The organism is Stenotrophomonas maltophilia (genome assembly GCF_013464485.1).
Classification (GTDB): Bacteria; Pseudomonadota; Gammaproteobacteria; order Xanthomonadales; family Xanthomonadaceae; genus Stenotrophomonas; species Stenotrophomonas maltophilia_AW.
Genome location: NZ_RAUX01000026.1, coordinates 20,777 through 47,178, shown reverse-complemented (window position 1 = coordinate 47,178; position 26,402 = coordinate 20,777). Strand labels below are relative to the sequence as shown.

21 protein-coding genes and 1 pseudogene are annotated in these 26,402 nt (G+C 66.9%); 4 read left to right on the top strand and 18 right to left on the bottom strand.

What is annotated here, in order from left to right; translation table 11 throughout:
- Nucleotides 1-76: 76 nt before the first annotated feature.
- The 8 genes from D7Y61_RS11735 to glnA form a co-directional block, all read right to left on the bottom strand.
- On the bottom strand, nt 77-2,122 hold the full coding sequence (locus tag D7Y61_RS11735) for a TonB-dependent receptor (RefSeq protein WP_180866387.1): 2,046 nt from the start codon (nt 2,120-2,122) through the stop codon (nt 77-79).
- 179 nt (nt 2,123-2,301) lie between these two features.
- Nucleotides 2,302-2,616, bottom strand: a complete 315-nt coding sequence (locus tag D7Y61_RS11730; protein ID WP_180866386.1) for a hypothetical protein — start codon at nt 2,614-2,616, stop codon at nt 2,302-2,304.
- Nucleotides 2,617-2,700: 84 nt separating this feature from the next.
- Entirely contained in the window at nt 2,701-3,864 is a 1,164-nt protein-coding gene (gene mltA, locus D7Y61_RS11725) for a murein transglycosylase A (RefSeq protein ID WP_180866385.1), read from the bottom strand.
- Nucleotides 3,865-3,914: 50 nt separating this feature from the next.
- Nucleotides 3,915-4,454, bottom strand: coding sequence for a cytochrome b (locus D7Y61_RS11720; RefSeq protein WP_219627894.1), 540 nt, complete (start codon nt 4,452-4,454; stop codon nt 3,915-3,917).
- Between the two features lie 118 nt (nt 4,455-4,572).
- Nucleotides 4,573-5,319, bottom strand: a complete 747-nt coding sequence (locus D7Y61_RS11715; RefSeq protein ID WP_180866384.1) for an N-acetylmuramoyl-L-alanine amidase — start codon at nt 5,317-5,319, stop codon at nt 4,573-4,575.
- 142 nt (nt 5,320-5,461) lie between these two features.
- Entirely contained in the window at nt 5,462-6,895 is a 1,434-nt protein-coding gene (locus D7Y61_RS11710; RefSeq protein WP_180866383.1) for an ammonium transporter, read from the bottom strand.
- Nucleotides 6,896-6,916: 21 nt separating this feature from the next.
- On the bottom strand, nt 6,917-7,255 hold the full coding sequence (locus D7Y61_RS11705; protein WP_004134334.1) for a P-II family nitrogen regulator: 339 nt from the start codon (nt 7,253-7,255) through the stop codon (nt 6,917-6,919).
- A 345-nt stretch (nt 7,256-7,600) separates the two neighbouring features.
- Entirely contained in the window at nt 7,601-9,010 is a 1,410-nt protein-coding gene (gene glnA / locus D7Y61_RS11700) for a type I glutamate--ammonia ligase (RefSeq protein WP_180866382.1), read from the bottom strand.
- A 223-nt stretch (nt 9,011-9,233) separates the two neighbouring features.
- Between glnA and D7Y61_RS11695 the strand changes: the two genes are divergently transcribed.
- Nucleotides 9,234-10,028 (top strand): undecaprenyl-diphosphate phosphatase, encoded by a 795-nt coding sequence (locus D7Y61_RS11695; protein WP_180866381.1) that lies wholly within the window; start codon nt 9,234-9,236, stop codon nt 10,026-10,028.
- Between the two features lie 73 nt (nt 10,029-10,101).
- Nucleotides 10,102-10,916, top strand: a pseudogene (locus tag D7Y61_RS11690) (META domain-containing protein).
- A 172-nt stretch (nt 10,917-11,088) separates the two neighbouring features.
- Here D7Y61_RS11690 and D7Y61_RS11685 read toward each other — a convergent pair.
- The 9 genes from D7Y61_RS11685 to D7Y61_RS11645 form a co-directional block, all read right to left on the bottom strand.
- Nucleotides 11,089-11,697, bottom strand: coding sequence for a YbhB/YbcL family Raf kinase inhibitor-like protein (locus tag D7Y61_RS11685; protein WP_180866380.1), 609 nt, complete (start codon nt 11,695-11,697; stop codon nt 11,089-11,091).
- Nucleotides 11,698-11,707: 10 nt separating this feature from the next.
- Nucleotides 11,708-13,777 carry a tetratricopeptide repeat protein gene (locus D7Y61_RS11680; protein ID WP_180866379.1) on the bottom strand — a complete coding sequence of 690 codons (2,070 nt, stop codon included), beginning with the start codon at nt 13,775-13,777 and terminating at the stop codon, nt 11,708-11,710.
- Nucleotides 13,778-13,833: 56 nt separating this feature from the next.
- Entirely contained in the window at nt 13,834-14,823 is a 990-nt protein-coding gene (locus D7Y61_RS11675; protein WP_180866426.1) for a YheT family hydrolase, read from the bottom strand.
- A gap of 52 nt (nt 14,824-14,875) precedes the next feature.
- Complete coding sequence (locus D7Y61_RS11670; protein ID WP_180866378.1) at nt 14,876-15,667, bottom strand: lysophospholipid acyltransferase family protein; 792 nt, start codon at nt 15,665-15,667, stop codon at nt 14,876-14,878.
- A gap of 120 nt (nt 15,668-15,787) precedes the next feature.
- Nucleotides 15,788-16,222 (bottom strand): hotdog fold thioesterase, encoded by a 435-nt coding sequence (locus tag D7Y61_RS11665; protein WP_180866377.1) that lies wholly within the window; start codon nt 16,220-16,222, stop codon nt 15,788-15,790.
- A gap of 10 nt (nt 16,223-16,232) precedes the next feature.
- Nucleotides 16,233-18,296 carry a phospholipase D-like domain-containing protein gene (locus D7Y61_RS11660; protein WP_180866376.1) on the bottom strand — a complete coding sequence of 688 codons (2,064 nt, stop codon included), beginning with the start codon at nt 18,294-18,296 and terminating at the stop codon, nt 16,233-16,235.
- Nucleotides 18,293-18,910, bottom strand: coding sequence for a YceI family protein (locus D7Y61_RS11655; RefSeq protein WP_180866375.1), 618 nt, complete (start codon nt 18,908-18,910; stop codon nt 18,293-18,295). Before D7Y61_RS11655 ends, D7Y61_RS11660 begins: the two co-directional genes overlap by 4 nt.
- Before the next feature lie 4 nt (nt 18,911-18,914).
- The gene (locus D7Y61_RS11650; protein ID WP_005407539.1) at nt 18,915-19,391 is read right to left on the bottom strand and encodes a SixA phosphatase family protein; all 477 of its coding nucleotides are present in this window, start codon (nt 19,389-19,391) and stop codon (nt 18,915-18,917) included.
- 37 nt (nt 19,392-19,428) lie between these two features.
- Nucleotides 19,429-20,058: a ParA family protein gene (locus D7Y61_RS11645; protein WP_180866374.1), complete on the bottom strand. Its 630-nt coding sequence runs from the start codon at nt 20,056-20,058 to the stop codon at nt 19,429-19,431.
- 123 nt (nt 20,059-20,181) lie between these two features.
- Here D7Y61_RS11645 and D7Y61_RS11640 point away from each other — a divergent pair, with 123 nt between their 5' ends.
- Nucleotides 20,182-21,666 carry an AAA family ATPase gene (locus D7Y61_RS11640; protein WP_180866373.1) on the top strand — a complete coding sequence of 495 codons (1,485 nt, stop codon included), beginning with the start codon at nt 20,182-20,184 and terminating at the stop codon, nt 21,664-21,666.
- A 239-nt stretch (nt 21,667-21,905) separates the two neighbouring features.
- Here the strand turns inward: D7Y61_RS11640 and D7Y61_RS11635 are convergent, their stop codons facing one another.
- Nucleotides 21,906-22,541: a tetratricopeptide repeat protein gene (locus tag D7Y61_RS11635; RefSeq protein WP_180866372.1), complete on the bottom strand. Its 636-nt coding sequence runs from the start codon at nt 22,539-22,541 to the stop codon at nt 21,906-21,908.
- A gap of 169 nt (nt 22,542-22,710) precedes the next feature.
- Between D7Y61_RS11635 and D7Y61_RS11630 the strand changes: the two genes are divergently transcribed.
- Complete coding sequence (locus D7Y61_RS11630; RefSeq protein WP_180866371.1) at nt 22,711-26,397, top strand: indolepyruvate ferredoxin oxidoreductase family protein; 3,687 nt, start codon at nt 22,711-22,713, stop codon at nt 26,395-26,397.
- The last annotated feature ends 5 nt before the right edge of the window (nt 26,398-26,402 follow it).

Genomic DNA, 26,402 nt, shown 5'->3' with positions numbered 1-26,402 from the left:
AGATCCCTTCCCAGCAGGGAAGGGCTCTGACCACAGCAGGTCGAGCAAGCTCGATCACTACCGGATGCATGGCCGGTCACAGCATCATGTTCAGGCCGACGAACACGCTGCGGCCCGGGGCCGGCGAGAACATCGGGCGGGCGCTGTCCCAGAAGAAGCTGTCGTACCAGGCGTAGGCGTACTCGCGGCCGGTGACGTTCTTCAGCTGCAGGTCCACACTCCAGCGCGGGTTGATCTGGTACGCGGCGCTGAGGTCGAGCACGGCGAAGCCGCCGAACTTGCCGGCCACGTTCCGCTCTTCCAGGTAGTAGTCGCCCTGCGCGCGCGCCTGCAGGCCCAGCCGCAGTGCATTACTGGCCTGGTAGTCCACTCCCAGGTTGCTGATGTGGCGCGGCGTGGCGGCCACTTCGCGGCCCTGCAGGGAAACGCTGGCATCGCGGTCGTCGCGGGTGATCTTCGCCTCCTGGTAGGCGTGCGAGAGCCACACGGTCCAGTCAGCGCCCAGCTGCGCGCTGATCTGCGCGTCCACGCCACGGCGGCGGGTCTTGCCCAGGGTGACCGTGGTGCCGGTGGCTGGCATGTTGGACACCTCGTTTTCCGCGTCCTGCTGCCACACTGCCAGCCGCGCCTGGGCGCCGCGGAAAGGCTGGAATTTCAGGCCCAGCTCCATGCCGGTATTGGTGGAGGGCTGCATCGGCGCCTGCCCCGGGGTGAGGTAGGCCGGCGCGGTGGAACCGGTCAGCACCTGGAAGGTGCGGCCCCAGTTGGCATAGACGTGGGTGTTCTCGCCCAGGCTGTGGATGACGCTCAGCTTGGGCTGGCCGATGCTGCCGTAGTCCTGCAGCCGGCCGCTGACGCCGTTCATCAGCCGGGTGCGCCCGCTGAAACGGTCCACGCGATAGGCCGGCACGATCTTCCAGGCATCGGCGGGCTGGTAGATGGCCTGCACATAGGCGCCCCAGTTGTCGAAGCTGTGGCGATCATCGTTCTGCACCCGCGCCGGCGGCTGGTGGTAATCAGTGGGTTCGGCGTAGGCGTAGCGCTGGCGGATATAGCCGTTGTCCTGCTGTTCGTAGTTGAGGCCACCCTCCACGGTGAGCGCGGGGCCGGCCTGCCAGGTGAGCGTGCTGATCAGGCCGGCCTGGCGTTCGTCCCACACACGACGCTGGCGTGGCAGATTGCCGGTGGGCAGGTCGCTGAAGGTCACCCGGCGGTCGTCCTCGTAGCGGTTGTAATAGAGCCGCGTGCCGAAGGTGAGCGCGTCGGACAGCTTCAGGTCCACGTGCGCAGCGATCTGCCGCATGTCGCGGTCATCGCCATCGTTGGCATTGCGCAGGTCGCTGCCACGGCGGTGCGTGCGCAGTTCCTCGGCGGTCATGAAGCCCGGTTCGTCGGCTTCGTGGTGGTAGGCGCGCGCGGTCAGGCCCACGCGCAGGCCGTCGTCCAGTGAGCCGTAGAACCACTTGCCACCCAGCGAATACTTCTTCGAGGTGTCGTGGTCGCGGTAGCCATCACTGGCCTGGGTGCCAATGAAGTAGTTCTGCGCGAAGCCATCCGCTTCGCGCCCCATCGCCAGCTGCGTATCTCGGGTGTTGTAGCTGCCGTAGGCCAGCCGCGCGTCGGTGTAGTTGCCGCCCTGGCGGGTACCAAAGTTCACGTTGCCGCCGATGTTGTGCAGCCCGTAGCGCGGGTCGTTGGTACCGCGGACCACTTCGATGTAGCTGATTTCCAGCGGGAACAGCATGTCGATGAAGCGCTGGTTGCCGCTGTTGACGTTGCTGGGAATGCCGTCGATCAGGGTCTTGATGGCATTGAGGTAGCCCTCGCCGTTGAAGGCGCGGAAGCTGACCTTGCCCGATTCGGCGCCCTGCCGGGTTTCGGTGAGCTGGATGCCGGGCATCTGCCCCAGCAGTTCCCAGCTGTGCGAGACGTTGCGGTCTTCGATCTGGTCTGCACCCAGCACGTCCACCGAGGTCAGCACCTGATGCGCGCTGAGCTGGCCTTCGCCGTGCTGGTGCACCTGGACCTTGCCTAGGGTGAGCGCGGCGTCGGCCGATTGTGCGAGTACGTTGGGGGCAAACGGCGCGGCTGCGAGGGCGGCCACCAGCGTGGGGGTCTTCATCGGGGCGGAAGGGTGCGGACAAAATGTAATTATATAACATTTCGTCCGCAACTCTTTGTAGAGTCGAGCCCTGCTCGACTGCCGCAGCCAAAAGCAGTCGAGCATGGCTCGACTCTACAAGGGCGGTGAAGCAGTCGAGCGTGGCTCGACCTTACAGGCGCGGGTGCCGAATGATGCGATTACACCGGGTAGCCGGTGGCTTCCCTGGCCTTCTTCCAGGCGCTTTCGAATTCGCGCGCGGAGATTTCGTCGTCCTCGTCGAAATCCAGGAACGACACCGGCTGGTCGGCCAGCAGGAAGCGGTCGTCGCTGTGGGCATGCTCGTCGGCCCAGACCATCTTGGTACCGTAGATTTCCACCTGGCGCACGATCTTCTCGCCGCGGGCTTCCATCAGCACGTTGCCCTTGCCCAGGCCCGATTCGGCCCAGTGCTTGTAGTACTTCTTTGCGGCGGACTTCGCGCCGGGTCTTGCGTTGTGCTTTGCGTAGGTCATTGCAGGGGTCCTGGCCGCAGGCGCGGCCGGAAAGTTCGGAATGGCGCCATTATCGCCCGACCTCGCAGCGCGCAGGTGAGCGCTTCATTGAGCCGGCGCCGGCAACGCTACGCCCTTCGGCCACAGCATCCAGATGTTGCCCTTCTGCTTCATGTCGCCGGCCAGCTTGCCAGCGGCATCGCCGCTGCCCCAGTACAGGTCGGCGCGCACTTCACCGGCAATCGCACCGCCGGTGTCCTGCGCGGCCACCGGGCGCACCACCGGGCTGCCGTCGGGGCGCGTGGTGGACAGCCACAGCAGGCTGCCCAACGGCACCACGGTGCGGTCCACTGCCACGCTGTACCCGGCGGTAAGCGGCACGTTCAGTGAACCGCGCGGGCCTTCCGGGCTGTCCGGGTTGCGCACGAAGAACACGTAGCTGGGATTGCTGCGCAGCAGTTCCGGCACGCGCGCGGGATTGGCCCGGGCCCAGGCGCGGATCGCGTCCATGGTGACGTCTTCCTTTTTCAGCTGGCCCTGGTCCACCAGCCAGCGGCCGATGGCACGGTAGGGGTGGCCGTTCTGCTCGGCGTATGCCAGACGCACCTGCTTGCCATCGGCCAGGCGCACCCGGCCGGACCCCTGGATCTGCAGCAACTGCAGGTCCATCGGGTCGGTCAGCCAGGCCAGCACTGGCGCCTTGGCGCCCTTGGCCGCGATGGTACCGGCGTCGTCGTAGGGCTTGAGCGCCTTGCCCTCGACGCGACCACGCAGACGCTTGCCCTTCAGTTCCGGGTAGAGGCTGTCCAGCTGCACCACCACCAGATCATCCGGCGTGCCGTAGACCGGCACCGTCGCCTTGTCGGTGCGGGTGAGGCTGCCGGGGTAGATCGGCTCGTAGTAGCCGGTGATCAATCCGTCGGCCTGGTGGCCACCGGCACGCAGCGCGTAGACATCAAGGTCGCGCTGCAGGAACTGGCGGATCGCGGCTGGATCCTTGTCTGAAACCGCTGCGGCCGTGCTGCAGGGTTTGGCCCAGACCCCATCGTTCTTCAGGCGGGTGCAGCTGCTGCGCCAGGCAACGAAGCCGGCCTTCAGATCACTGTCGGAGACCGGAGGCAATGCGCTCCATGTGGTCCTGGCGTAGGTCGCGGGCGACGGGGCAGGCGACATTGCTGGTGGTGTTCCCAACGTGGAGCACCCCGCCATCAGTACGAGGGCACCCAGGCTCCAGTACCTGCGGTTCGATTGGGTGTTGAATGTGGTCATCGGTCAAATGTAGTGCAAACGACACGCTGCAGAGCAGCTTTTCATGAGGTTTACCAACTCATCCGCTTCAGGATCGCATTGCCCGAAAGATGATGCTTGACCACGGCACCGATATGCAGGAACAGGAGCCCGGCAAGCAGGACGCATGCATATCGATGTGCAGTATTGAATGCCATTGTCATCTGCGGGTCGGTAACGGGTTGTGGGAAGGTCACCAGGTTGAACACGTTGATCTCCCGCTCCATCATCAGCACGCCGGTCAGCAGCACAACGATCGTGACAAGATACAACGCGGCGTGAGCAATCAACGCGGCCCATTCCGCAGCGCTGGCGGGTGCATCCCCGTGATTTGAGACGGCAATCACCACGCGTACGGCAAACAACGGAATCAACACCGAGGTGATGGATACGTTGAAGAAGGCGATGGCTTCCGCGACGGTATGCGGCACGTCAAGGAGCGCCACGCAGAAACCACTGATGGTGGCCCAAAGGATGATGACCGCAGAGATCCAGTGCAGCAGAACCTGGGCTTTGGAGTAGCGCATGAGAGGCAATTCGCTCGATTGACGATGTCGGGCGACCTTAGGCATTCACCTCCTTGAACAACATCGAATGGATTGCAAAAAGTTCCCACAGCCATCCATTCCGTGATTCCGATCAGATTGCCGAGGGATTAGCCCGTTGCCGGCTGCAAGCCGGCAGCCCTCTTTACGGCGTCTGCAACAGCAGCGAGTGCAGGATGCGCGCGTCTTCGGCATCCAGCGTCTTCGGCAGATCGTCGCGACCACGGAAACGGCGGTGGAAGGCGGCGACGGTAGCCTCGCGGTTGTCCAGCGGATAACCGAAGCGGGCCAGCGCATTCCACGCGTCGAAGCCCTCCGGCGCAGCGCCATCGGCCGCACGCGGCCAGACGCCGAATCCGGCCTCGACCAGCTGCTGCCAAGGGAAGAAACGGCTTGGATCCTGCTTGCGCGTCGGCGCCAGATCGGCGTGGCCGATCACCTGGCGCGGGAGGATGTTCAACCGTTCAGTGAGGTCGCGCAGCAGCACGATCAGCGATTCGATCTGCGCTGGGCTGAACGGACTGCGGCCATCGTTGTCGAGCTCGATGCCGATCGAGGCTGAATTGAGATCGGTGATGGTGCCCCAGCGTCCGGCACCGGCATGCCACGCACGGCGCTCATCAGCGACCAGCTGGTAGCGATGGCCATCGGCACCGATCAGGTAGTGCGCACTGACGCGGCCACCGCTGTTGGCGGTACGCAGCGTATGCAGGCTCTGCTGCACCGATCTCTGCTCGGTGTGGTGGATGACGATGATGACCGGCGTGCGCGCGTTCTGATTGGGTGACGGCACCCAGGTGGCGAGCGGATTGCGGGTTTCCTGCGGTGTGGACGCACAGGCGGCCAGCAGCAGGCAGGCCGAGAGCATCAGGACAGTGCGGATCGGGTGCATGGCCTGATTGTGCGCGATCAGGCGCGATGATGCATGCCGCCGTGCCGAGCAAGCTTGGCACCCATCAGAGCAGGAGCAGTGCCAGGCAAGCCTGGCACCCACCCAACGCAAAAGGCAGCCCCGCAGGGCCGCCCGTCATGCATCAGGCCTCGTAGGCCGATTCACCGTGCGAGGTCACATCCAGGCCGGTGCGCTCTGCTTCCTCGGTCACGCGCAGGCCAACCACGCTGCGCACCACCAGCAGGATCAGCGTGGTCACCACCGCCGACCAGACCACCGTCAGGCCAACACTGACCACCTGCACCCACACTTGGTGCGCGATATCCAGATCGGCCTTGGTGCCGCCCAGCGACTGCGCACTGAACACGCCGGTGAGGATCGCGCCGACGATACCGCCGACACCGTGTACGCCGAACACGTCGGCGGTGTCGTCCACCTTCAGCAGGCGCTTGAGACCGGTCACACCCCACACGCAGACCACGCCGGCGACGAAGCCGATGACGATCGCGCCGAGCGGGCCGACTGTGCCGCAGGCCGGGGTGATGCCGACCAGACCGGCCACCGCACCCGAGGCGGCGCCCAGTGCCGACGGTTTGCCCTTGCTGATCGCTTCCACCAGCGTCCAACCGAGTACGGCAGCGGCCGTGGCCAGCACGGTGTTGAGGAAGGCCAGCGAGGCGACGGTATCGGCGGCAGCGGCGGAACCCGCGTTGAAGCCGAACCAGCCGACCCACAGCAGCATCGCGCCGATGTAGGTAAACGGCACGTTGTGCGGCTTCAGCGCGGTCTGGCCATAGCCCAGGCGCTTGCCGACGAACCACGCGGCGACCAGACCGGCCACACCTGCGTTGATGTGGACCACGGTGCCACCGGCGAAATCGATCGCGCCCATCTCACCCAGGTAGCCGCCACCCCAGACGATGTGCGCCATCGGGATGTAGCTGAGGGTGAACCACAGCGCCGAGAAAAGCAGCACGGCACGGAATTTGATGCGTTCGGCGAAAGCACCGACGATCAGCGCGGTGGTGATGCCGGCGAAGGTCGACTGGAAGGCGACGAACAGGTAATCCGGCAGGCCCTTGATCGGCGTGTTGCCGACCGAGTCGGGCGTGAAGCCCTTGAGGAAGGCGAACTCGGTAAACGAGCCGAAGAACGGATTGCCCGCGCTGAACACCGCGCTGTAGCCGTAGGCCACCCACAGCAGCAGCACCAGCGAGAACACCACCAGGATCTGGCTGAGCACCGACAGCACGTTCTTCGAACGCACCAGGCCGCCGTAGAACAGCGCCAGGCCCGGCACCACCATCAGCAGCACCAGCAGAGTGGAAGTGAGCATCCAGGCCACATCGCCACGGTCATAGGCGGCCGCCGCTTCGGCCACGGCCGGCGCAGCGGCGGCGGCGGCGACCGGATCCTGCAGTGGTTCAACGGCCACGCTTTCGCTCGGCAGCGGCGATACCTGCACCTGGGCGTGAGCACTGCCCGGCCAGGCACCCGCGGCCAGCGCGCTGAGCAGCATCAACAGGCACACCAGATGGAACCGGGCTTGCCACCCGGTGAGAAGGCGCATCTTCATGGGGGAGTCTCCGGAAGGGGGTTACAGCGCGTCGGCACCGATTTCGCCGGTGCGGATGCGGATGACCTGTTCGACGGCAGTGACGAAGATCTTGCCGTCACCGATCTTGCCGGTGCCTGCAGACGACTGGATCGCTTCGATCACCGCGTCGGCACGCTCGTCGGTGACCACGGTTTCGATCTTGATCTTGGGCAGGAAATCGACGACGTACTCGGCGCCGCGATACAGCTCGGTGTGGCCCTTCTGGCGGCCGAAGCCTTTCACTTCGGTCACGGTGATGCCCGACACGCCTGCGTCGGACAGGGCCTCGCGGACCTCGTCGAGCTTGAACGGCCGGATGATGGCGGAGATCAGTTTCATGCGCATGTCCCGAGGGTGGATGGGGCCAGCGCGCCAGTGCGCGTTGGCATCAGGCAACCACCGGCCATCAGAGTGATGACCGTGGCTGTTGCACCGGACACTTACAGGGCCGGGACGGCCGTGCCTCTCTCCTTGCACGACCGACGCGGGAGGGAGGGCGGCCCTGGTCGCGTATCCGGTCTTTCTCTTGCCCCTGTTTCAGCGGACTAACAGTCCGCTCTACTGCAGCGGGCCAGCGGCCCGCTCTACCACGGCGGACCGGGGCCCGCCCTGCGGCTCCCCAACCGCGAAGACGGAAGCGATGGCGGCGGGSGGGDGGGGGAAGCCCGCCGCCATCGCGTCCGGTCAGCTGGCGTAGTACAGCTGGTACTCCAGCGGGTGGGTGGCCGCGCGGAACTTGGTCACTTCCTGCATCTTCAGCGCGATGTAGCCGTCGATGAAGTCATCGCTCATCACGCCGCCGGCCTTCAGGAACTCGCGGTCCTTGTCCAGCGCTTCCAGCGCCTGGTCCAGCGAGGAGCAGACCTGCGGAATCAGCTTCTCTTCTTCCGGCGGCAGGTCGTACAGGTCCTTGTCGCTCGGTGCACCCGGGTCGATCTGGTTCTTGATGCCGTCCAGGCCGGCCATCATCAGCGCGGTGAAGGTCAGGTAGCCCGACTGGATGGGATCGGGGAAGCGCATTTCAATGCGGCGCGCCTTCGGGTTGGAGACCCACGGAATGCGGCACGAGGCCGAACGGTTGCGGGCCGAATAGGCCAGCATCACCGGTGCTTCGTAGCCCGGCACCAGGCGCTTGTAGCTGTTGGTGCCCGAGTTGGCGAAGGCATTGATCGCCTTGGCGTGCTTGAAGATGCCGCCGATGTACCACAGCGCCAGCTGGCTCAGGCCACCGTAGCCGTCACCGGAGAACAGGTTGGTGCCGCCCTTGGACAGCGACTGGTGCACGTGCATGCCGCTGCCGTTGTCGCCGACGATCGGCTTGGGCATGAAGGTGACGGTCTTGCCGTTGCGGTGCGCGACGTTCTTGATGACGTACTTCATGCGCAGCAGTTCGTCGGCCTTCTGCACCAGGGTGCTGAACTTGGTGCCGATCTCGCACTGGCCGGCGGTGGCCACTTCGTGGTGCTGCACTTCCACTTCGATGCCGACCTGTTCCAGGGTCTTGCACATCTCGGCGCGCAGGTCGTGCAGGGTGTCGGTCGGCGGAACCGGGAAGTAACCGCCCTTCACGCCCGGACGGTAGCCGCTGTTGGCACCGTCGTACTTGGCGCCGCTGTTCCAGGCGGCTTCTTCGGAATCGACCTTGAAGAAAGTGTTGCCCATTTCATTGGCGAAACGGACCGAGTCGAAGATGAAGAATTCCGGCTCCGGGCCGAAGAACGCGGTTTCGGCGATGCCGGAGGACTTCAGGTAGGCCTCGGCGCGCTTGGCGATGCCGCGCGGGCAGCGACCATAGGCCTGCATGGTGGCCGGGTCCAGGATGTCACAGCTGATCACGATGGTCGGATCGGCGTAGAACGGATCGACATAGGCGCTGGACGGATCCGGCAGCAGCACCATGTCCGACTCGTTGATGCCCTTCCAGCCGGCGATCGAGCTGCCATCGAACATCTTGCCTTCTTCGAACAGCGACGGCTCGACGATGCTGACCGGGAAGGTCACGTGCTGCTCGACACCACGCATGTCGACAAAGCGCAGATCGACGAATTCGATCTGGTTGTCCTTGATCAGCTTCTCAACGTTTTCCACGGACATCGGTACGACCTCGGATGGGGATGAATGCCTGCTGATGTAGAGCAACGACCGTGCCAACTTTTTCATTGGCGCAAGTCATTGATTTGAAAAAGGGTGCCCCGGATGGGTGCACAACGGTTCGCACCAAATGGGTGCATTTGCACCCGAACGCACCCCTTTGGTGCGGCGGTGATCGTCTATCCTCTCGACCTTCTTCTTCCTGCCGCGCGTGCCCGCACTGTCCATGTCCGACCTGCTCTCCGCCCTGCTGCTGGGCATCCTCGAAGGCTTGACCGAATTCCTGCCGATCTCCAGCACCGGCCACCTGCTCATCGCCCAGCACTGGCTGGGTGCCCGCTCGGACTTCTTCAACATCGTCATCCAGGCCGGCGCGATCGTTGCCGTGGTGCTGGTGTTCCGCCAGCGCCTGCTGCAGCTGGCTACCGGCCTCAACCAGCGCGAAAACCGCGAGTACGTGTTCAAGCTGGGCGCCGCCTTCCTGGTCACCGCCGTGGTCGGCCTGGTGGTGCGCAAGGCCGGCTGGTCGCTGCCGGAGACGGTCAGCCCGGTCGCGTGGGCACTGATCATCGGCGGTGTCTGGATGCTGCTGGTGGAGGCCTATACCGCGCGCCTGCCCGACCGCGACCAGGTGACCTGGACGGTGGCGATCGGCGTCGGCCTGGCGCAGGTGGTGGCCGGTGTGTTCCCCGGCACGTCGCGCTCGGCCTCGGCCATCTTCCTGGCCATGCTGCTGGGCCTGAGCCGCCGCGCGGCCGCCGCCGAGTTCGTTTTCCTGGTCGGCATTCCCACCATGTTCGCCGCCAGCGCCTACACCTTCCTGGAGATGGCCAAGGCCGGGCAACTGGGCAGCGAGAACTGGACCGAGGTGGGCGTGGCCTTCCTTGCCGCGGCCGTCACCGGCTTCGTCGTAGTGAAGTGGCTGATGGGCTACATCAAGTCGCACCGGTTCACCGCCTTCGCTTTCTACCGCATCGCGCTGGGCGCGGCACTGCTGCTGTGGTTGCCGTCCGGCAGCTGAACAGCGCCGGGGCACGGTAACCCCGATGCCGGCCCCCCCCCGKTTCCGCCMCGGTTCCCCAAGGAGAATCACCATGAACCGCAAGCTCACCCTGCTCCTCCCGCTGGCCCTGATGGCCGCCTGCAGCCAGACCCCGGCACCGGTGGCGACGACGTGGCCCCGGCCGCGACCAAGGCAGCAGACCAGCAGACGCTGGCGCACCTGGACGCGCAGCGCCTGCAGAGCCAGCACTGGCTGCTGCAGCAGGCCACCGCCGCCGACGGCAAGCGCATCGACGCGCTGTTCGCCCGCGAAGACAAGCCAGTCACCCTGGACTTCGCTGATGGCCGCCTGTCGGTCAGCAACGCCTGCAACCACATGGGTGGCGGCTACACCCTGGCCGACGGCAAGCTGACGGTCAGTGCGATGGCCTCGACCATGATGGCCTGCACCGACAAGGCGCTGATGGCGCTGGACGAGGCCGTGTCGAGCCGCCTGCAGGGCGAGCTGAAGGCCGAGCAGGATGCCGATGGCAAACTGACCCTGACCACCGCCAAGGGCGACAAGCTGGTCTTCAACCCGGAACCGACCGCTGAAACCCGCTATGGCGGCGCCGGCGAGACCGTGTTCCTGGAGGTGGCCGCCAAGACCGAGAAGTGCTCGCACCCGCTGATCCCGGATTACCAGTGCCTGCAGGTGCGTGAGGTCAAGTTCGACGACAAGGGCCTGAAGCAGGGTGAGCCGGGCAAGTTCGAGAACTTCTACGGCAACATCGAGGGCTACACCCACGAGGACGGCGTGCGCAACGTGGTGCGCGTGAAGCGCTACGAAGTGAAGAACCCGCCGGCCGATGCGCCGTCGCAGGCGTACGTGCTGGACATGGTGGTCGAGTCGGCCATCGAGAAGTGATGTAGAGCCGACTGTCATTCGGCTGACTGGTGAAGGGCGGCCKAAAGGCCGCCCTTCTTCGTTGCGCAGTGTAGAGCCGAGCCCATGCTCGGCTGCTTTTACGCTGAGTCGAGCACGGCTCCACGCTACAGAATGCAACGCCGGCCAGCGGCCGGCGCTACCGGAGTTGCGGTTACAGCGCCGGGTTCAGCGTGTAGGTGCCGTGCAGTGCGGCTTCGGCCAGCACATGGCCGTGCATGGCCCGATACGCGTCGGCGGCGGTGAAGCGCGCCGGAAGCTCCAGCGAGGCCACGTCCAGCGCGAACACGCGGAAGAAATAGCGGTGCACGCGCTCGTCGTTGAACGGCGGATACGGGCCGTCGTAGCCCAGGTAGTCACCGGCCATGTCCGGGTTGCCCGCGAACCAGCCGGTGAAGTCGTTCAGGCCCTGGCGGCTGCCGGCCGGGCCGGCCGGTGCGGGCTTGCCCTTCACCACGAAGCCATCGCTGCAGCTGCCGGCTGCAATCTCCTGCACTGTGGCCGGAATGTCGGCCATCACCCAGTGAACGAAGTCGCAGCGCGGTTGGTCGCGTGGGACGGTCATGTCGCTGCGGCCAACCGTCTCCGGCACGGTCGGCACGTCCGGGTCCACGCACACCAGCAGGAACGAACGGGTGCCGGCCGGCGCCCCGCTCCAGGCCAGGTGCGGGTTGCGGTCCGGTGCGAAGCCGTTGGCATCACCGGCAGCGAACGCGCGGTCGATCGGCGCGCCATTGGTCAGGCTGTGGCTGGTCAGCTGCATTGCACTCTCCTCACTCTTCCGGGTAACCCAGGCGCACCGCAACCGGCGTGAGCTTGGCGAAGGCGGCGCTCATCACGTCGCGGTAGTTGCGCCAGTGGCCGGCCGGCAGGCGCGGGGCACCCAGCTGTGCCGCCGGCGGCATCGGCCGCTCGAACAGGCGCCCCAGCAGTTCGGCCATCGCCTGCGGATCGTTGCCGATCTGGTCGATGCGCAGCAGCACGTGCGGGTACAGGTCTTCCTCGTGCAGCGTGGCGATCTGGGTCAGCGCGCGGGTCAGCCATTCACTGGCTTCGGCCAGCGAGGTCATCGCCAGCGGCGCGGCAGCACCATAGGCCACCCAATCCAGCAGCATGTCGCGCGGATCGCGCAGCACCAGCACCAGGCGGCCCTGCGGCAGCTGCGGGCGCAGCGCCCACAGCAGAGCGTTGTCCCACCACAGCAGCCAGTCGATCACGGTGTCGCTCTGCAGGCCACGTGCCGGCAGCTGTTCACGCCAGCGCTGCACCAGCCGCTCCGGGGTCAGCACGCCGGACGCAAGGTCCTGCAGCGTGTTGTAGTTCTGGAATGCATCATCAGGCGGCGTGCTGGTGTAGCGGTCGCTGCGCAGCACCGGGCTGGCAGCGGCCAGACCGGTCGCCACGCGCTCCACGCCCGAACCCGGCGCACCCCACAGGAAGATCGGCGCGGAGCTGACATCGCCATCGATACGGCCCTTCTCCGGCCAGCTCGGCGGTGCCTTGGCCTGGGGCGGCAGCGGCAGGCGCTGCGGTGCCTGGTCGGTCTGCAGCGCCATCCACGTCTGCAGCGCCTGCTCCGGCTGCCCCGCACGGTCCTGGATCTCACCCAGCCAGGTGCGGAGGTCGGCGCGATGGCCTTCCGACGCGATATCGATCAGCGCCTGCACGCGGGCGACTGCGGCAGCAGGATCGCGCTTCAGCAGGCCTTCGACCAGACGGGTTTCGCCGCTGACGCGGCCCGGCTCTATCGTGACGATGCGCTCGGCGATGGCTTCAGCCTGCGCATGCTCGCCCACCATGTCATGCAGGCGCAGGCGTGCCTCCAGTGCCGGCAGGTGGCCCGGCATTGCCTCCATCCAGCGCTCGACGGTTGAGGCGGCAACAGGGCTGCCCACTTCTTCCACGGCCAGGCGTGCCAGCCACAGGTCGTGCAGCTGTGGATGCTGCTCCAGGGCGGCGTCGAGGCGCGCACGCGCCTCGTCTTCGCGGCCCAGGCGCTGCCAGGACATCAGCAGCAGCTGCAGCACCTGGCGGTCGTCGGGGATCGATTCCAGCAACGGCAGCAGATGGTCCAGCGCCTGCAGGGGCTGGCCGCCACGCAGTGCCAGTTCACCGGCCAAGCGGCGCATCGGCGGCGTATCCAGGCCATCCTGCTGCAGGGCAATCCGCATCGCTTCGGCAGCGGCCTCCAGGTTGCCCTGGCGCAGCGCCAGCTGCACGACCAGGCCATGCAGCGAGCGGATGGCCGGGTTCAGTTCCAGCACGCGGCGGAATGCCTGCTCGGCAAACGCCAGCATGTCCTTGCCCAGATAGGCGAAGCCGAGTGCATACAGCACGCGGGTGTCATTGGGCTGCGCCTGGTTGGCCGCCGACAACAGCGTGAGCGCACGGTCCGGATCGTCGCGGCGCAGCGCGATCATCCCGTCGATGGTCAAGAGTTCCGGGTGATCCGGCTCAACGCGCGAAGCCAGGGTGGACAAGCGCTGGGCTTCATCGAAATCGTTGCGGCCGATCGCCAGGTGCGCCTGCATCAGGTAAGCGGAGAAGGAGTTCGGATCGAGCCCGGTAGTGCGTGCCAGCGCTTCGTCTGCGCCTTCGTATTGACGCAGGGCCAGCAGCAGGCCGGCGTGCTGCAGGTGCAGCTGGGCGTCATCCGGTGCCAGCTGCAACGCCTGCTGCAGGGCCTCCATGGCATCCTCGGCCTTGCCCTGCTGCTGCAGCGCAAGCGCCAGCCAGCGGTGGGCCGCGGCCTGGCCGGGTTCATCACGGGTCCACGTATGGGCCAGCTGCACGGCCTGGTCGGCCTGGTTCTGGCGCAACGCTTGGATGATCTGGTCTTGCATGGCAGTCCGGTTCAAGTGCAAACCCGCATTGTAGCGGGCTGCGTGCCACTCCCGGTTCAGCCCTGCAGCACCCGCTGCAGGCGTTGCGCCACCCAGCGCTCGGAGAAGCCGTCGCCACGCCAGTTCTCGATGAAACCACAGTGACCGCCCCAGCAGGCGGTTTCCAGATGTGCCTGGCGCGGCAGCTGCCAGTTGCTGAAGGTCGCGTACGGGATTACCGGATCGTCCTGGGCCATCAGGATGTCGGCCGGCACCTGCAGGGTGGACAGTCGGTCGCCGGCAATCGAGTAGCCGTCGAAATAGGCCTGCAGCGAGCCGAAACTGGTATGCCGCTCGACCAGCCAGGCGGTCAGCGCGCGGATGTCCAGCTTCAGCACGCGGTCGTCGCAGTCGCTCAGCTCCGGGAACAGATCGCGCTTGCGGCGCAGCGAGCCGGCCCATTTACGGCGGAAGTACCAGTCGTACATCGCCGGGCCGTTCTCGATGCTCTCCATGGTCAGCGCCGGATCCAGCACCGGGCACACCGAGGCCACGCGCTGCAGCGGCACGCCGGCGGCCGGTGCACGCAGGGCCAGGCGCAGCACGAAGTTGCCACCCAGCGAATAGCCGGCGGCCACCAGCGGCAGCTGTGGCCAACGCTGGGCGATATCGCCGGCAGCATGCACCACTTCGTCGATCAGGTTGGAGTGGAAGATGCCGGGATTGAGATGATGGGTGTTGCCGTGGTCGCGGAAGTTCAGCCGCACCACGTCGAAGCCCTGTTCCAGCATGCGCGCGGCGGCCATGCGCATGTAGCTGGATTCGGCACTGCCTTCCCAGCCATGCAGCAGCAGTGCCATGCCCTGTGGTTCGCGGCCTTCGACATGGCTGTGCCAGCCCTGCAGGCGCACGCCGTCGCCGCCGTCGAGGATCAGCTCTTCGCTGACCGCACCGGTAGCCGCCAGCAGCAGCAGGCCACGCTGCAGGCGCATGCGGCTGGAGCTGAGCATCGACTGCAGGTGCGGATTGCGCAGCCAGCGCGGCGGCTGGTAGTCAGCCGCATGCAACGTCGGCGTACCGGCGTCCAGGACAGGTGGCGGGATCAGGGCCACCGCGTCGTCACTCGGTGCTCATGGCCGCCACGATGCGCGCGCGCGAGGTTTCCGCGATGCGCCGACGGCCTTCCAGGTCCTGGGTGCCGATCGGCTCCAGGAAATGCACTTCGGTATGCCGCGCCGGCTCACCCAGCAGGCGCAGGAAATTGGCGGCGAAACTCTCGCCCGGGCCGAACGCGACGATGGTCTGTGCGTCGCCCTTCATCCCGTACACCAGCGCCACCGGCTGCACCGGCACGCCGGTTTCAACCGCGGCCTGGAAGATGCGGGCATGGAACGGCCCCACTTCGTGGCCACCACGGGTGCGCCCTTCCGGGAACACACCGACCGCCTTGCCGGCACGCAGGCGATCAGCCATAACCTGCATCACCCCACCAAGCGATTCGGTGTTGCCACGTTGATGGAAGATGGTCTGGCCGCGCGCGGCGAGCCAACCAACCAACGGCCAGCTGGCGATCTCGCGCTTGGCAACGAAGCCCATCATGCGCTGGCTGTGCAGGATGGAGATGTCGACCCAGCTGACGTGGTTGGCGACGAACAGCACGGCTCCCGGCAGCGGCTGGCCCACCCGTGACAGGCGGAAGCCGAAGATCCACATCAGGCCCCCCTGCCACCAGTTCACCACCTTCGCCCCGAAGGTATCCTCGCCCACGCGCAGCTCGCCCCACGGCGGAAGCATGCCGATCAGGATCAGCGGCAGGAACACGGTGATGTGGACCAACAGCAGCGGTACGCGGTACAGGTAACGGCACACACGCGCCACGCCGCCACGGGGGGCCGGAGTGGGGGAAGTCATCCGCGCACGATACCGGAGCGCCGCAGCAGCTGCCAGCCGATTTAGGCCATAACCGCCATTGACCAGGGCAATCGGCGGGGAACGCTGGGTTCTGCCGCCGTCAACACGCCCGCCGGGCGCTCAACCGTGGCCGGCGGCCACCACCGCCAGGGTCAGCCGCGAGATGCACACCAGCCGGCCCTGCTCGTCCTCGACGCGGATCTCCCACAGCTGGGTGCTGCGGCCCACGTGCAGCGCGCGGGCCGTACCGGTGACCGTGCCCGAGCGGACTGCACGCACGTGGTTGGCGTTGATTTCCAGGCCCACGCAGATCTGCTTGCCGGTATCCACGCACAGGTTGCCGGCACTGCTGCCCAGAGTCTCGGCCAGCACCACCGAGGCGCCGCCGTGCAGGATGCCGTAGGGCTGGCGGGTGCGTTCATCCACCGGCATGGTGGCCTGCAGCCAGTCTTCGCCCGCGGCGCTGAAGACGATGCCCAGGGATTCAATGGCCGTGTTGCGACTGAGCGCATTGAGCTGCTCGATGGAAACGGCTTCGCGGAACACCTGGGTCATGCGGGCACCTTCAGAGAATGGGAACGAGGCCGGCACCGAATGCGGTCAGCATTCGCACCAGCAGCCACTTGGGGCCGACGTTGACTTCGGGGAAGTCGCCGACAGCGACGTAGCAGCGATGGAAATCCGGGTCCTGCCGTGGCAGCGGCTGCGGGCAGTCCGGACCGGGCTTGAATTCGTAGTCGGTGGCATAGCGCCACGGCCAGAAATCGAGGATGGGCAGCGCTTCGGAAGCCTTGCCGACGCTGTAGTTCAGCCCCGACAGCACCGGCGGCTTGGCACGCGGCGCCACCGTCCAGGAGTTCTGCGGATGGGTGTCGCGCAGGATGCTCTCGGCCAGCTGCTCGGCAAAGACCGGATCGTCGATGATCACCGCGCCTTCGGTGTTGTAGTTCTCGCTGCGCGGATCGAAGTTGTGGGTGCCGACCACGCCGATACGGCGGTCGACCACCAGCGACTTGGCGTGCAGGCCCATGCGCGCGCCCTTGCGGGTGACCGGCAGCGGCTTGTTGACCGCCTTGCTGCCCAGGAACGAGGGACGCGTCTCGGTACGCAGCAGGCGCGTTTCCACTTCACTGCCTGCGGCACGGCGGCGCTCGCGTGCGTTCTGGTAGGCACTGCCAGTGCGCGGATGGTTCACCGTGCGGGGTTTGCGGGTCGTGGGCAGGTCCCCTCCGCTGATGCCATCGCTGCTTCCGCCTGCATTGCTGCCGGCGGCACTGCCGCCGATCAGGGGATTGCGGCCGCCGTCATCGTCACCCTCAGGCGCGGCGATCGGGTCGGGCAGCAGGTTGCGGTAGTCGACCGGCGCATCCAGCGGGAACGGCTTGTATTCGAAGATGTTGAAGCCCAGTTCGCGCATGTTGCGCCGCTTGTACTTGTACGACAGCGCATACACGATCGGGTTGTCGGTGGCCGCCAGGCTGTTGCTGGACACCACCACGCGCGGTGGCTGCGGCCGCTTGCGCAGCTCGCGGAACAGCTTCTGCGCCGGCTTGGACAGCACCAGGTACGGCGTCTGCAGGATCACTTCCTCCTGTGCGCTGGCAATCAGCGCATCCAGCTGCGGCTCGGTCACATGCTGGCCGGCCAGCGGCGCATCGGCCTTCTCGCGGCGATGCTTGCGTGGCAGGTCGGCCACATAGCGCACCGACGCCACCGGCAGTGCGGTATCGACGAAGGAACGGGTGACGAAGTCGTTGTCGTTGGCTTCGGCGCTGACCCGCTGCACCCGTTCCGGGCGGCGGAAGGTGGCCGGTGGCAGGGTGGGCACGCCTTCACGCAGCAGCGTGCGCCCGACGTCGTTCAGCCGTTCGGCCGGCACGCTGCGGTGCGCACGCCAGAAGGCATCGAAGTTGGCCGCCATCGCGCGCGCTTCCGGGCCAGCGATCAGCACGTCGCGGTCGCGGAAGTTGTACTCGCGGTCCCAGTCGTAATAGTCGTCCTGGTAGTTGCGGCCACCGACCACGCCGATCGCATCATCGATCACCAGCAGCTTGTTGTGCATGCGCTGGTTGAAGCGGCGGAAGCAGCACAGCACGCTGCCGGCGTAGTCGAAGTAGTTCAGCCGGGCCTTGCCGAAGGTCGGGTTGTAGACCCTCAGCTGGAAGTTCTCGTGGGCACCGGACAGCGCGCCGAGGATCTGCAGGTCGGAAATCGCCGAGAGCTGGTCGATCAGCACCCGCACCTTCACTCCGCGGCGCGACGCAGCCAGCAGTTCATCGATGACCAGCCGGGCGCTGTCATCCTTGTCGAAGATGTAGGTCTGCAGGTCGATGCTGCGGGTGGCGCTGCGCAGCAGGTTCAGGCGCGCCACCAGGGCGCCCTCGCCCTCATCCAGCAGGGTCGCGTAGTGGCGTGGCCGTTCCGGCGTGGATTCGGTGAACGCGCGGCCGGCCAGGGCCCGCAGCGGCGAGTCCTGTGCACAGCGATCGGCACGCTGGCAATCAACCACGGTCGAGCGCGCCTGCACGGCGATCGCTTCGGCACGATCGCGCTCGGCATGCGAGAGCGATGCGCAACCGCTGCCCAGCAACACGGTTGCCAGCGCCAGGACACGCAGCAGGAGGTTCACGGTTTCGGCGCCTCGCTCAGGCGCGCACGCAATACGAAGGTCACTCGGTCACTCAAGGCAAGCTGCCAGCTGTCCATGCCATACCGGCCTCGCTGAACGGTACCGCGGCTGACGACGTCGCAATCATAGCCGGGTCGGGCGCAGTCCGCCTTCTCGACCTTCAGTGTCTCGGGGTGGCTGACCCCGCGCAGGGTCAGCCGGCCGTTGATGTCGCCACCACTTTCCACGGTCTCGGGCCAGTACGGCAGCGAGTCGAACTCGACCACCGGATGACGACCGGCATCGAAGAACTCCTCGCCACGCATCCAGCCGGTATAGCGCGATTTGCCGGGGATCTCGACCGAGCGCGTGAACATCTTCAAGTGCACCTGGTGGCGGCCATCGGACAGGATCTCGATGCGCCCTTCGAAGTGCGGGAACAGGCCTTCGATACGCTGGCCGAAGCGCGTGCGTACCTCGAAGCCGATCTGCGAACGCTGGGTATCCAGGCGCAGTACCCGCTGCGCCTCGGCCACCACCGGCGGCAATGGCGTCGGCGGTGGCGCAGCAGCCCAGGCCGGCCCCAGGGCCAGCAGCGCGGGCAGCAGATAGCGGCTGCGCCGCGCCGGGCTCATCGGATCACGGCCACCAGAATGCGTTCAGGCTGGCCACGCCGGGCTCGATCGAGGCCTCGCGCGGGAAGCCGAGCACGGCGATGCCGGCCGGTGGCATGCCGCGGTAATCACTGCTGGTGCCTTCGGTCATCAACGCCACCAGGCGTTCCAGGCCGGGGTTGTGGCCGACGATCAGCACCCTGTCCAGGTCACGACGGTCGTCCACCAGCGCCGCCAGGGTGCCGGGAGTGGCTTCGTAGATGCGGTCTTCCAGACGCTTCTCGACATAACCGATGGTGCCGAGCACGGCTTCCAGGGTCTCGCGGGTACGCCGCGCCGGTGAACACAGCACGCAGTCCGGCAGCAGGTTGTTTTCCTTCAGCCACTTGCCGGCGGCTTCGGCTTCGGCCAGCCCCACCGGCGACAACGGCCGGTCAAGGTCGGCCTGGCCGGGGGTAGCCGGTTCGGCATGGGCATGGCGCAGCAGGATCAGTTCACGCATCGCGAGGTTCCATGTAAAGGGTGGAGGCTTGCAGTACTTACAGCTTCAGCCAGGACAGCAGGGGTTCCCAATCGGCCTGGTGTTCGCGCACCTGCGCCGAGCGGTAGTCGAACAGGCTGCGGCCCAGGCCGGTCATGACCACGTAGCTCTGGCTGTCGCGCMGCTGCGCGACCACCGGGTACGGCCATTCGGCCAGCATCTGCAGCGCCTGCTGCGAGGTCTGGGTCCAGGGCTTGGTGCGGTTGAGGACCAGCCCGACCGGCAGCTTGCGGCTGTGCACGCGCGCGTTCTGGGCCAGGCTGTTGAGGAAGCCAACGATGGCTTCGATGTCCAGCGCCGAGGGCAGCACCGGCACCACGACCGCGTCGGCAGCGTCAAGGAAATGGGGGATATCGTCGGCCAATGCACCCGCCGGCGCGTCGATGATGACGGTTTCGGTGCCGTCGGGCAGCTTCTGCGCCCACTGCTTCTTCCGATACACATCGATGGGGAGCACTGCGCTTTCCAGCCCGGCACGGCGCTGTGCCCAGCGGGTGCTGGAGCCCTGCGGGTCGGCATCGGCAATCACCGTGGCCTTGCCCTGCAATGCCGCGTACGCGGCCAGGTGGGTGGCGACGGTGGTCTTGCCCACCCCGCCTTTGGAACCGGCCACCAGGATCGTCTTCATGCCAGCCTCGCTTCCGGGTACGTGCCCCGAGCGTACACCGGCGGTGGTGACGGGAGGTAGCACCGCGCTGAACCTGTGCCCATCGCCTTTGCTATCGTGGCGCCCCCGAAGGATCGAACTGGCATGAGCGAACTGCAGGACCTGAGCGCGTTGATCCGCGCCAACACCCCCCTGATCGTGATTGAAACCCAGGACGAGGGTCGTATCGTCGAACTGTTCCGGCAGACGCTGATGCATGTGTGGCGGGCCCTGCACCGCTGGTCGATCACCGAGGGCCTGCGCCGCATCGACCTGGACAGCGAAGACCCGGCGGTCGGGCCGCCCGATGCCAGCGCGGCGCTGCAGATGATCCGCCAGGCCGAGCAGCGCGGGGTCTACCTGCTGCTCGATTTCCACCCCTACCTGGGCTATGCCAGCCACCAGCGCGCCCTGCGCGATCTGATCCAGCGCCGCCACAGCGAGCCACACGTGCTGGTGCTGATCGGCGCCAAGGTGGAACTGCCGGCCGAGCTGGAAGCATTGGCAGTACGCTTCAACCCGCGTCTGCCCGATGCCAACGCCCTGTTGAAGATGTTGCGCGAGGAGGCCGATGCCTATGCGCGCGAACACGGCGGACGCCGTGTCGAAGTCGACAGCGAGGCGGTGAAGAAGATCCTGAAGAACCTGCAGGGCCTGAGCCTGGTCGATGCGCGTCGCATCGCGCGCCAGCTGATCTATGCCGATGGCGCGCTGCGCGACGACGACCTGCCGCAGCTGGCACGCTTGAAGTTCGAGCTGCTGAACCGCAGCGGGCACCTGTTCTTCGAGCATGACAGCGCACGCTTCGGCGACGTGGCCGGCGCCAACCGGCTCAAGCGCTGGATCAACCAGCGGCGGGTGGCATTCATCGCCGGCTCGGCCCCGGCCGGGCTGGATCCGCCGCGCGGCATGCTGCTGCTGGGCGTGCAGGGCTGCGGCAAGTCGATGCTGGCCAAGGCCACCGCCGCCGGCTTCGGCGTGCCATTGCTGCGCCTGGACGTGGGCGCGCTGTACAACAAGTACCACGGCGAAACCGAGGCCAACCTGCGCCAGGCACTGGCCTCGGCCGAGCAGCTGGCGCCCTGTGTGCTGTGGATGGACGAAATCGAGAAAGGCCTGGCCAGCGGTGGCGAGGACGGCGGCGTGTCACGCCGCGTGCTGGGCTACCTGCTGACCTGGATGGCCGAGCGCAAGGCGCCGGTATTCATCGTGGCCACCGCCAACCAGGTGCACGAGCTGCCTGCCGAACTGCTGCGCAAGGGGCGCTTTGACGAGATCTTCTTCGTCGACCTGCCCTCGCCTGAAGTACGCGTGGAGCTGCTGCGGCTGCATCTGGGCCGCCGCCAGCTCAACGCCGACGACTTCGCGCTGCCCGCGCTGGCGGCGGCCGCCAATGGGTTCTCCGGTGCCGAGATCGAGCAGGCGATCGTGGCCGGACTGTATGCCGCGCACGCCGAAGGCCGGCCGCTGGATACCGAGCTGCTGATGACCGAAATCCGCGCCACCCGGCCGCTGTCGGTGCTGATGGCCGAGCAGGTGGAGGCGCTGCGGGCGTGGGCGTCGGGGCGGACGGTTTCCGCGGACGATTGAGGTTTCCCGCGAACGGCGCAGCCCCTCGTGGTTGGTCGCTCAACGCAACAACCGTGGTTGGCCGCGGTTTGTAGAGCCGAGCCCACGCTCGGCTGCTCTTCGATCAGAGTTCCAGTAGTCGATTCCGATGCAGATTCATCCACGCCTGGCGTGCATCTGCCGTGTCGACCTAGGTCGACACCTGCCAACAGCCGCAGGAAACTGCCTGAGGCCGGGTGCAACCCGGCCGCCCCCCAACCTCAGGGCCACGCCGGCGGTGCGGCCGCCCAGGCCTGTTGTACTTCGGCCAGCGACGCACGCTCGTCCTCGCGCCAGTGCGGCAGCAGCTGCGCATACTGGGCACTCGTGCTCCACTGCGTCGGTTCAGTACGTACTGCGGCCGCATACCACTGCACCGCCTCCTGCTTCTGCCCCAGTCGCCACAGCGCCAGCGCATAGGTGGGCGGCACCCAGCTGGGCTTCGTTCGCGCATTGCCGGCCGATGCCTGCCACTGTTCCAGTGCCGTCTCCGGCTTGCCCTGGCGCAACAGGTCCCAACCGTAGTTCCAGCGCACGCTGCGACCGACGCTGCTCTGCGCCGGCGCCTCCTTCAGGGCCTCACCATACAACTGCTCGGCCAGCTCGCCACGGCCCTGCGCACCGGCCACCGATGCCAGCTGCACCGTCGCCTCGACCGCGCGCCGGCCTCGTTCACGCAGCTTGACCAGCTGGGCGACCAGATCGTCGCCCTCGCCCTGCACCGCTACCATCGGCGTAGCCGCCGGGTCGTTGTCGAAGTAGAACTCCTGCGGTGCCGGCAACACCGGCGCAGCCCACGCAGTGACCACGCCCGAGGCCAGCAGCATGCTGGCCAGGACCTTTCCTGGAACTGACATCCCTTCTCCCCAGGCCGCAACTGCAGCCTCCCTCTCTCTACCCGATCCTAACCCCAGCGCCGCCGCGGGCGCGAGTGCCGGGGCCACCACGGCCCCGCTGCTACAATTCGCGCCTTTCCCGCCGCGTGCCTGCACGCGGCCGGTGCCAGCCGATCCTACCGGGCCAGCCATGACCAGTACCGCGCAACTCACTTCGCCCTCTTCCGCCGACCTGCTCGACCGTGATTACACGCTCGACCACAAGTACACCCGCAACGAGGGGCGGATCTACCTGAGCGGCGTACAGGCGCTGGTGCGGCTGCCGCTGATGCAGCGCCTGCGCGATGCCGCCGAAGGCATCGACAGTGCCGGCTTCGTCAGCGGCTATCGTGGCAGCCCGCTGGGTGGCTTCGACCTGGAACTGTGGCGCGCGCGCAAGCATCTTGAGGCGGCGAAGGTGAAGTTCACCCCCGGGCTGAACGAGGACCTGGGCGCCACCATGGTGTGGGGCACCCAGCAGACCAACCTGTTCCCCGGCGCCAACGTGCAGGGCGTGTTCGGCATGTGGTACGGCAAGGGTCCGGGCGTGGACCGCTGCGGCGACGTGTTCAAGCACGCCAATGCGGCGGGCACCTCCCGCTACGGCGGCGTGCTGGCGCTGGCCGCCGATGACCATGCCTGCCGCAGCTCGACCCTGCCGCACGGCAGCGAGGACGAGTTTGTCAGCGCGATGATGCCGGTGCTGAACCCGGCCGGCGTGCAGGACATCCTGGACATGGGCCTGCTGGGCTGGGCGATGAGCCGCTATACCGGCCGCTGGGTCGGCTTCAAGACGATCGCCGAGACGGTGGAATCGTCGGCCTCGGTCGAGGTCGATCCGATGGCACGCCGCATCGTGCTGCCGGAAGATTTCGAGATGCCGTCGGGCGGCCTCAACATCCGCTGGCCGGACCCGCCGCTGGACCAGGAGATGCGCCTGCACCGCTATGCGGTAAAGGCCGCGCAGGCCTTCGCCCGCGCCAACGGCATCGACAAGGTGGTGATGGACGCGCCGCGCGCGCGGCTGGGCATCGTCACCACCGGCAAGAGCTACCTGGACGTGCTGCAGGCGCTGGAATACCTGGGCCTGGACGAAGCGGCCTGCGCCGACATCGGTATCCGCGTGTACAAGGTCGGCATGACCTGGCCGCTGGAACCGCAGGGCATCGCGCGCTTCGCGCAGGGGCTGGAAGACATCATCGTGGTGGAGGAGAAGCGTGCCTTCATCGAGCGCCAGATGAAGGAGCAGTTCTTCAACTGGCCGGCCAGCTGGGGCCAGCGCCCGTCCATCGTCGGCAAGTACGACGAGAGCGGCGAGTGGATCCTGCCCTCCACCGGCGAACTGACCCCGGCCACCATCGCCGGCGTGATCGGTCGCCGCATCCAGAAGTTCTTCAACAACGAATCGATCGGGCAGCGCCTGCAGTGGATGCAGGAAAAGGAAGCCGAGCTTGCGCTGCCGCGCGCCAGCTTCCCGCGCGTGCCGCACTACTGCTCGGGCTGCCCGCACAACACCTCCACCACCGTGCCGGAAGGCTCGCGTGCGCTGGCCGGCATTGGTTGCCATTACATGGTGACCTGGATGGACCGCAGCACCGACACCTTCACCCACATGGGCGGCGAAGGCGTGACCTGGGCCGGGCAGGCACCGTTCACCGATACCCCGCACGTGTTCCAGAACCTGGGCGACGGCACCTACTTCCACAGCGGCTCGCTGGCGATCCGCCAGGCGGTGGCGGCCGGGGTGAACATCACCTACAAGATCCTCTACAACGATGCGGTGGCCATGACCGGCGGCCAGCCGGTGGACGGCCCGCTGAGCGTGCCCGACATCGCCCGGCAGATGCGCGCCGAGGGCATCCACACCATCGTGGTGCTGTCGGACAACATCGGCAAGTGGACCGGCCAGCGCGAGCACTTCCCCGGCGACGTGGAGTTCCACGACCGCAGCGAGCTGGACGCAGTGCAGAAGCGCCTGCGCGAGGTGAAGGGCGTTTCGATCCTGATCTACGAACAGACCTGCGCCACCGAGAAGCGCCGCCGCCGCAAGCGCGGCAAGCTGGAAGATCCGCAGAAGCGGGTGCTGATCAATTCGCTGGTCTGCGAAGGCTGCGGCGACTGCGGCAAGAAGAGCTTCTGCGTGTCGGTGCTGCCGAAGGACACCGAGTTCGGGCGCAAGCGCGAAATCGACCAGTCCAACTGCAACAAGGACTATTCGTGCGTGAATGGCTTCTGCCCCAGCTTCGTGACCGTGCATGGTGGCCAGCCGCGCAAGGGCAGCAAGCGCGATGCCTCCACGCTGCTGGACAACCTGCCGGCGCCGACCGTTCGTGGCACGCTGGAACAGCCCTGGAACATCCTGATCACCGGCGTGGGTGGCACCGGCGTGGTGACCATCGGCGCGCTGCTGGGCATGGCCGGCCACTTGGAAGGCAAGGGTGCTTCGGTGCTGGACCAGACCGGCCTGGCGCAGAAGGGCGGCGCGGTGACTACGCACATCCGCATCGCGCGGCGCCCGGACGATATCCACGCCGTGCGCATTGCCGCCGGCGAGGCCGACCTGGTGCTGGGCTGCGACATGGTGGTGGTGAACGATTACTGGGCCCTGTCGAAGGTGCGCGCCGGCCGCTCGCAGGTGGTGTTGAACACCTACGAGGCGATGCCGGGCACCTTCACCACCCGCCCGGACATGCAGTTCCCGGCGGCCGACATCATCGCTGGCGTGCGCGTGGCGCTGGGCGGCCAGGAGCCGCTGCTGCTGGATGCCACCCAGCTGGCCACCGCGCTGCTGGGCGATGCCATCGCCGCCAACCTGTTCATTCTGGGCTATGCCTGGCAGCAGGGCCTGGTGCCGCTGTCGTTCGATTCGCTGATGCGTGCCATCGAACTGAATGGCGCCGCCGTGGCGATGAACCAGCAGGCCTTCGCCTGGGGCCGCTTGGCCGCGGTCGACCCGCAGGCCGTGCAGCAGGCCGCCGGCCTGGTGCGCAACCGCCACACCGATACCGAGTCCACCCCCGGCCCGCTGCACCCGCTGCCACCGGGCGAATGGGAAGGCAACGAATGGGGTGCCACCGCCGCACCGCGCAACACCGGCGACGAACGCGAACTGCGCGGCCTGCCCTCGCACGGTGGCGACGTGGCGTTCCTGCCGCTGGACGACGCACGCCTGTCGCGTTCGCTGGATGAAATGATCGAACGCCGTGCCGCGTTCCTGGTCGACTACCAGGATGCCGCCTATGCCGCGCGCTACCGCGATCTGGTGGCACGCGTGCGCGCGGCCGAAGGCGAGCGCATCGGCGGTTCCACCGCGCTGACCGAGACCGTGGCCCGCTACCTGTTCAAGCTGATGGCGTACAAGGACGAGTACGAAGTGGCCCGCCTGTACACCAGCGGCGACTTCCAGCGCCGCCTGCAGCAGCAGTTCGAGGGTGACTACCAGCTGCGCTTCCACCTGGCGCCGCCGCTGTTTGCGAAGAAGGACGAACAGGGCCGCCTGCTGAAGAAGGAATACGGCCCGTGGATGTTCAAGGCCTTCGGCCTGCTGGCCAGGCTGAAGTTCCTGCGCGGCGGCCGACTCGACGTGTTCGGCCGCACTGAAGAGCGCCGCATGGAACGCCAGCTGATTGCTGATTACGAGGCGACGGTGCAGATGCTGCTGGACGGGCTGGAGGACGACCGCCTGTCGCTGGCGGTGGAGATTGCCAGCGTGCCCGAGCACATCCGCGGCTTCGGCCACGTCAAGGAAGCCCATTTCGCACAGGCCAAGGCACGGGAAGCGGCGCTGCTGGCGCAGTGGCGCAACCCGAAGGCGCTGCATATCGTGCAGGTCGCTTGAAGGTG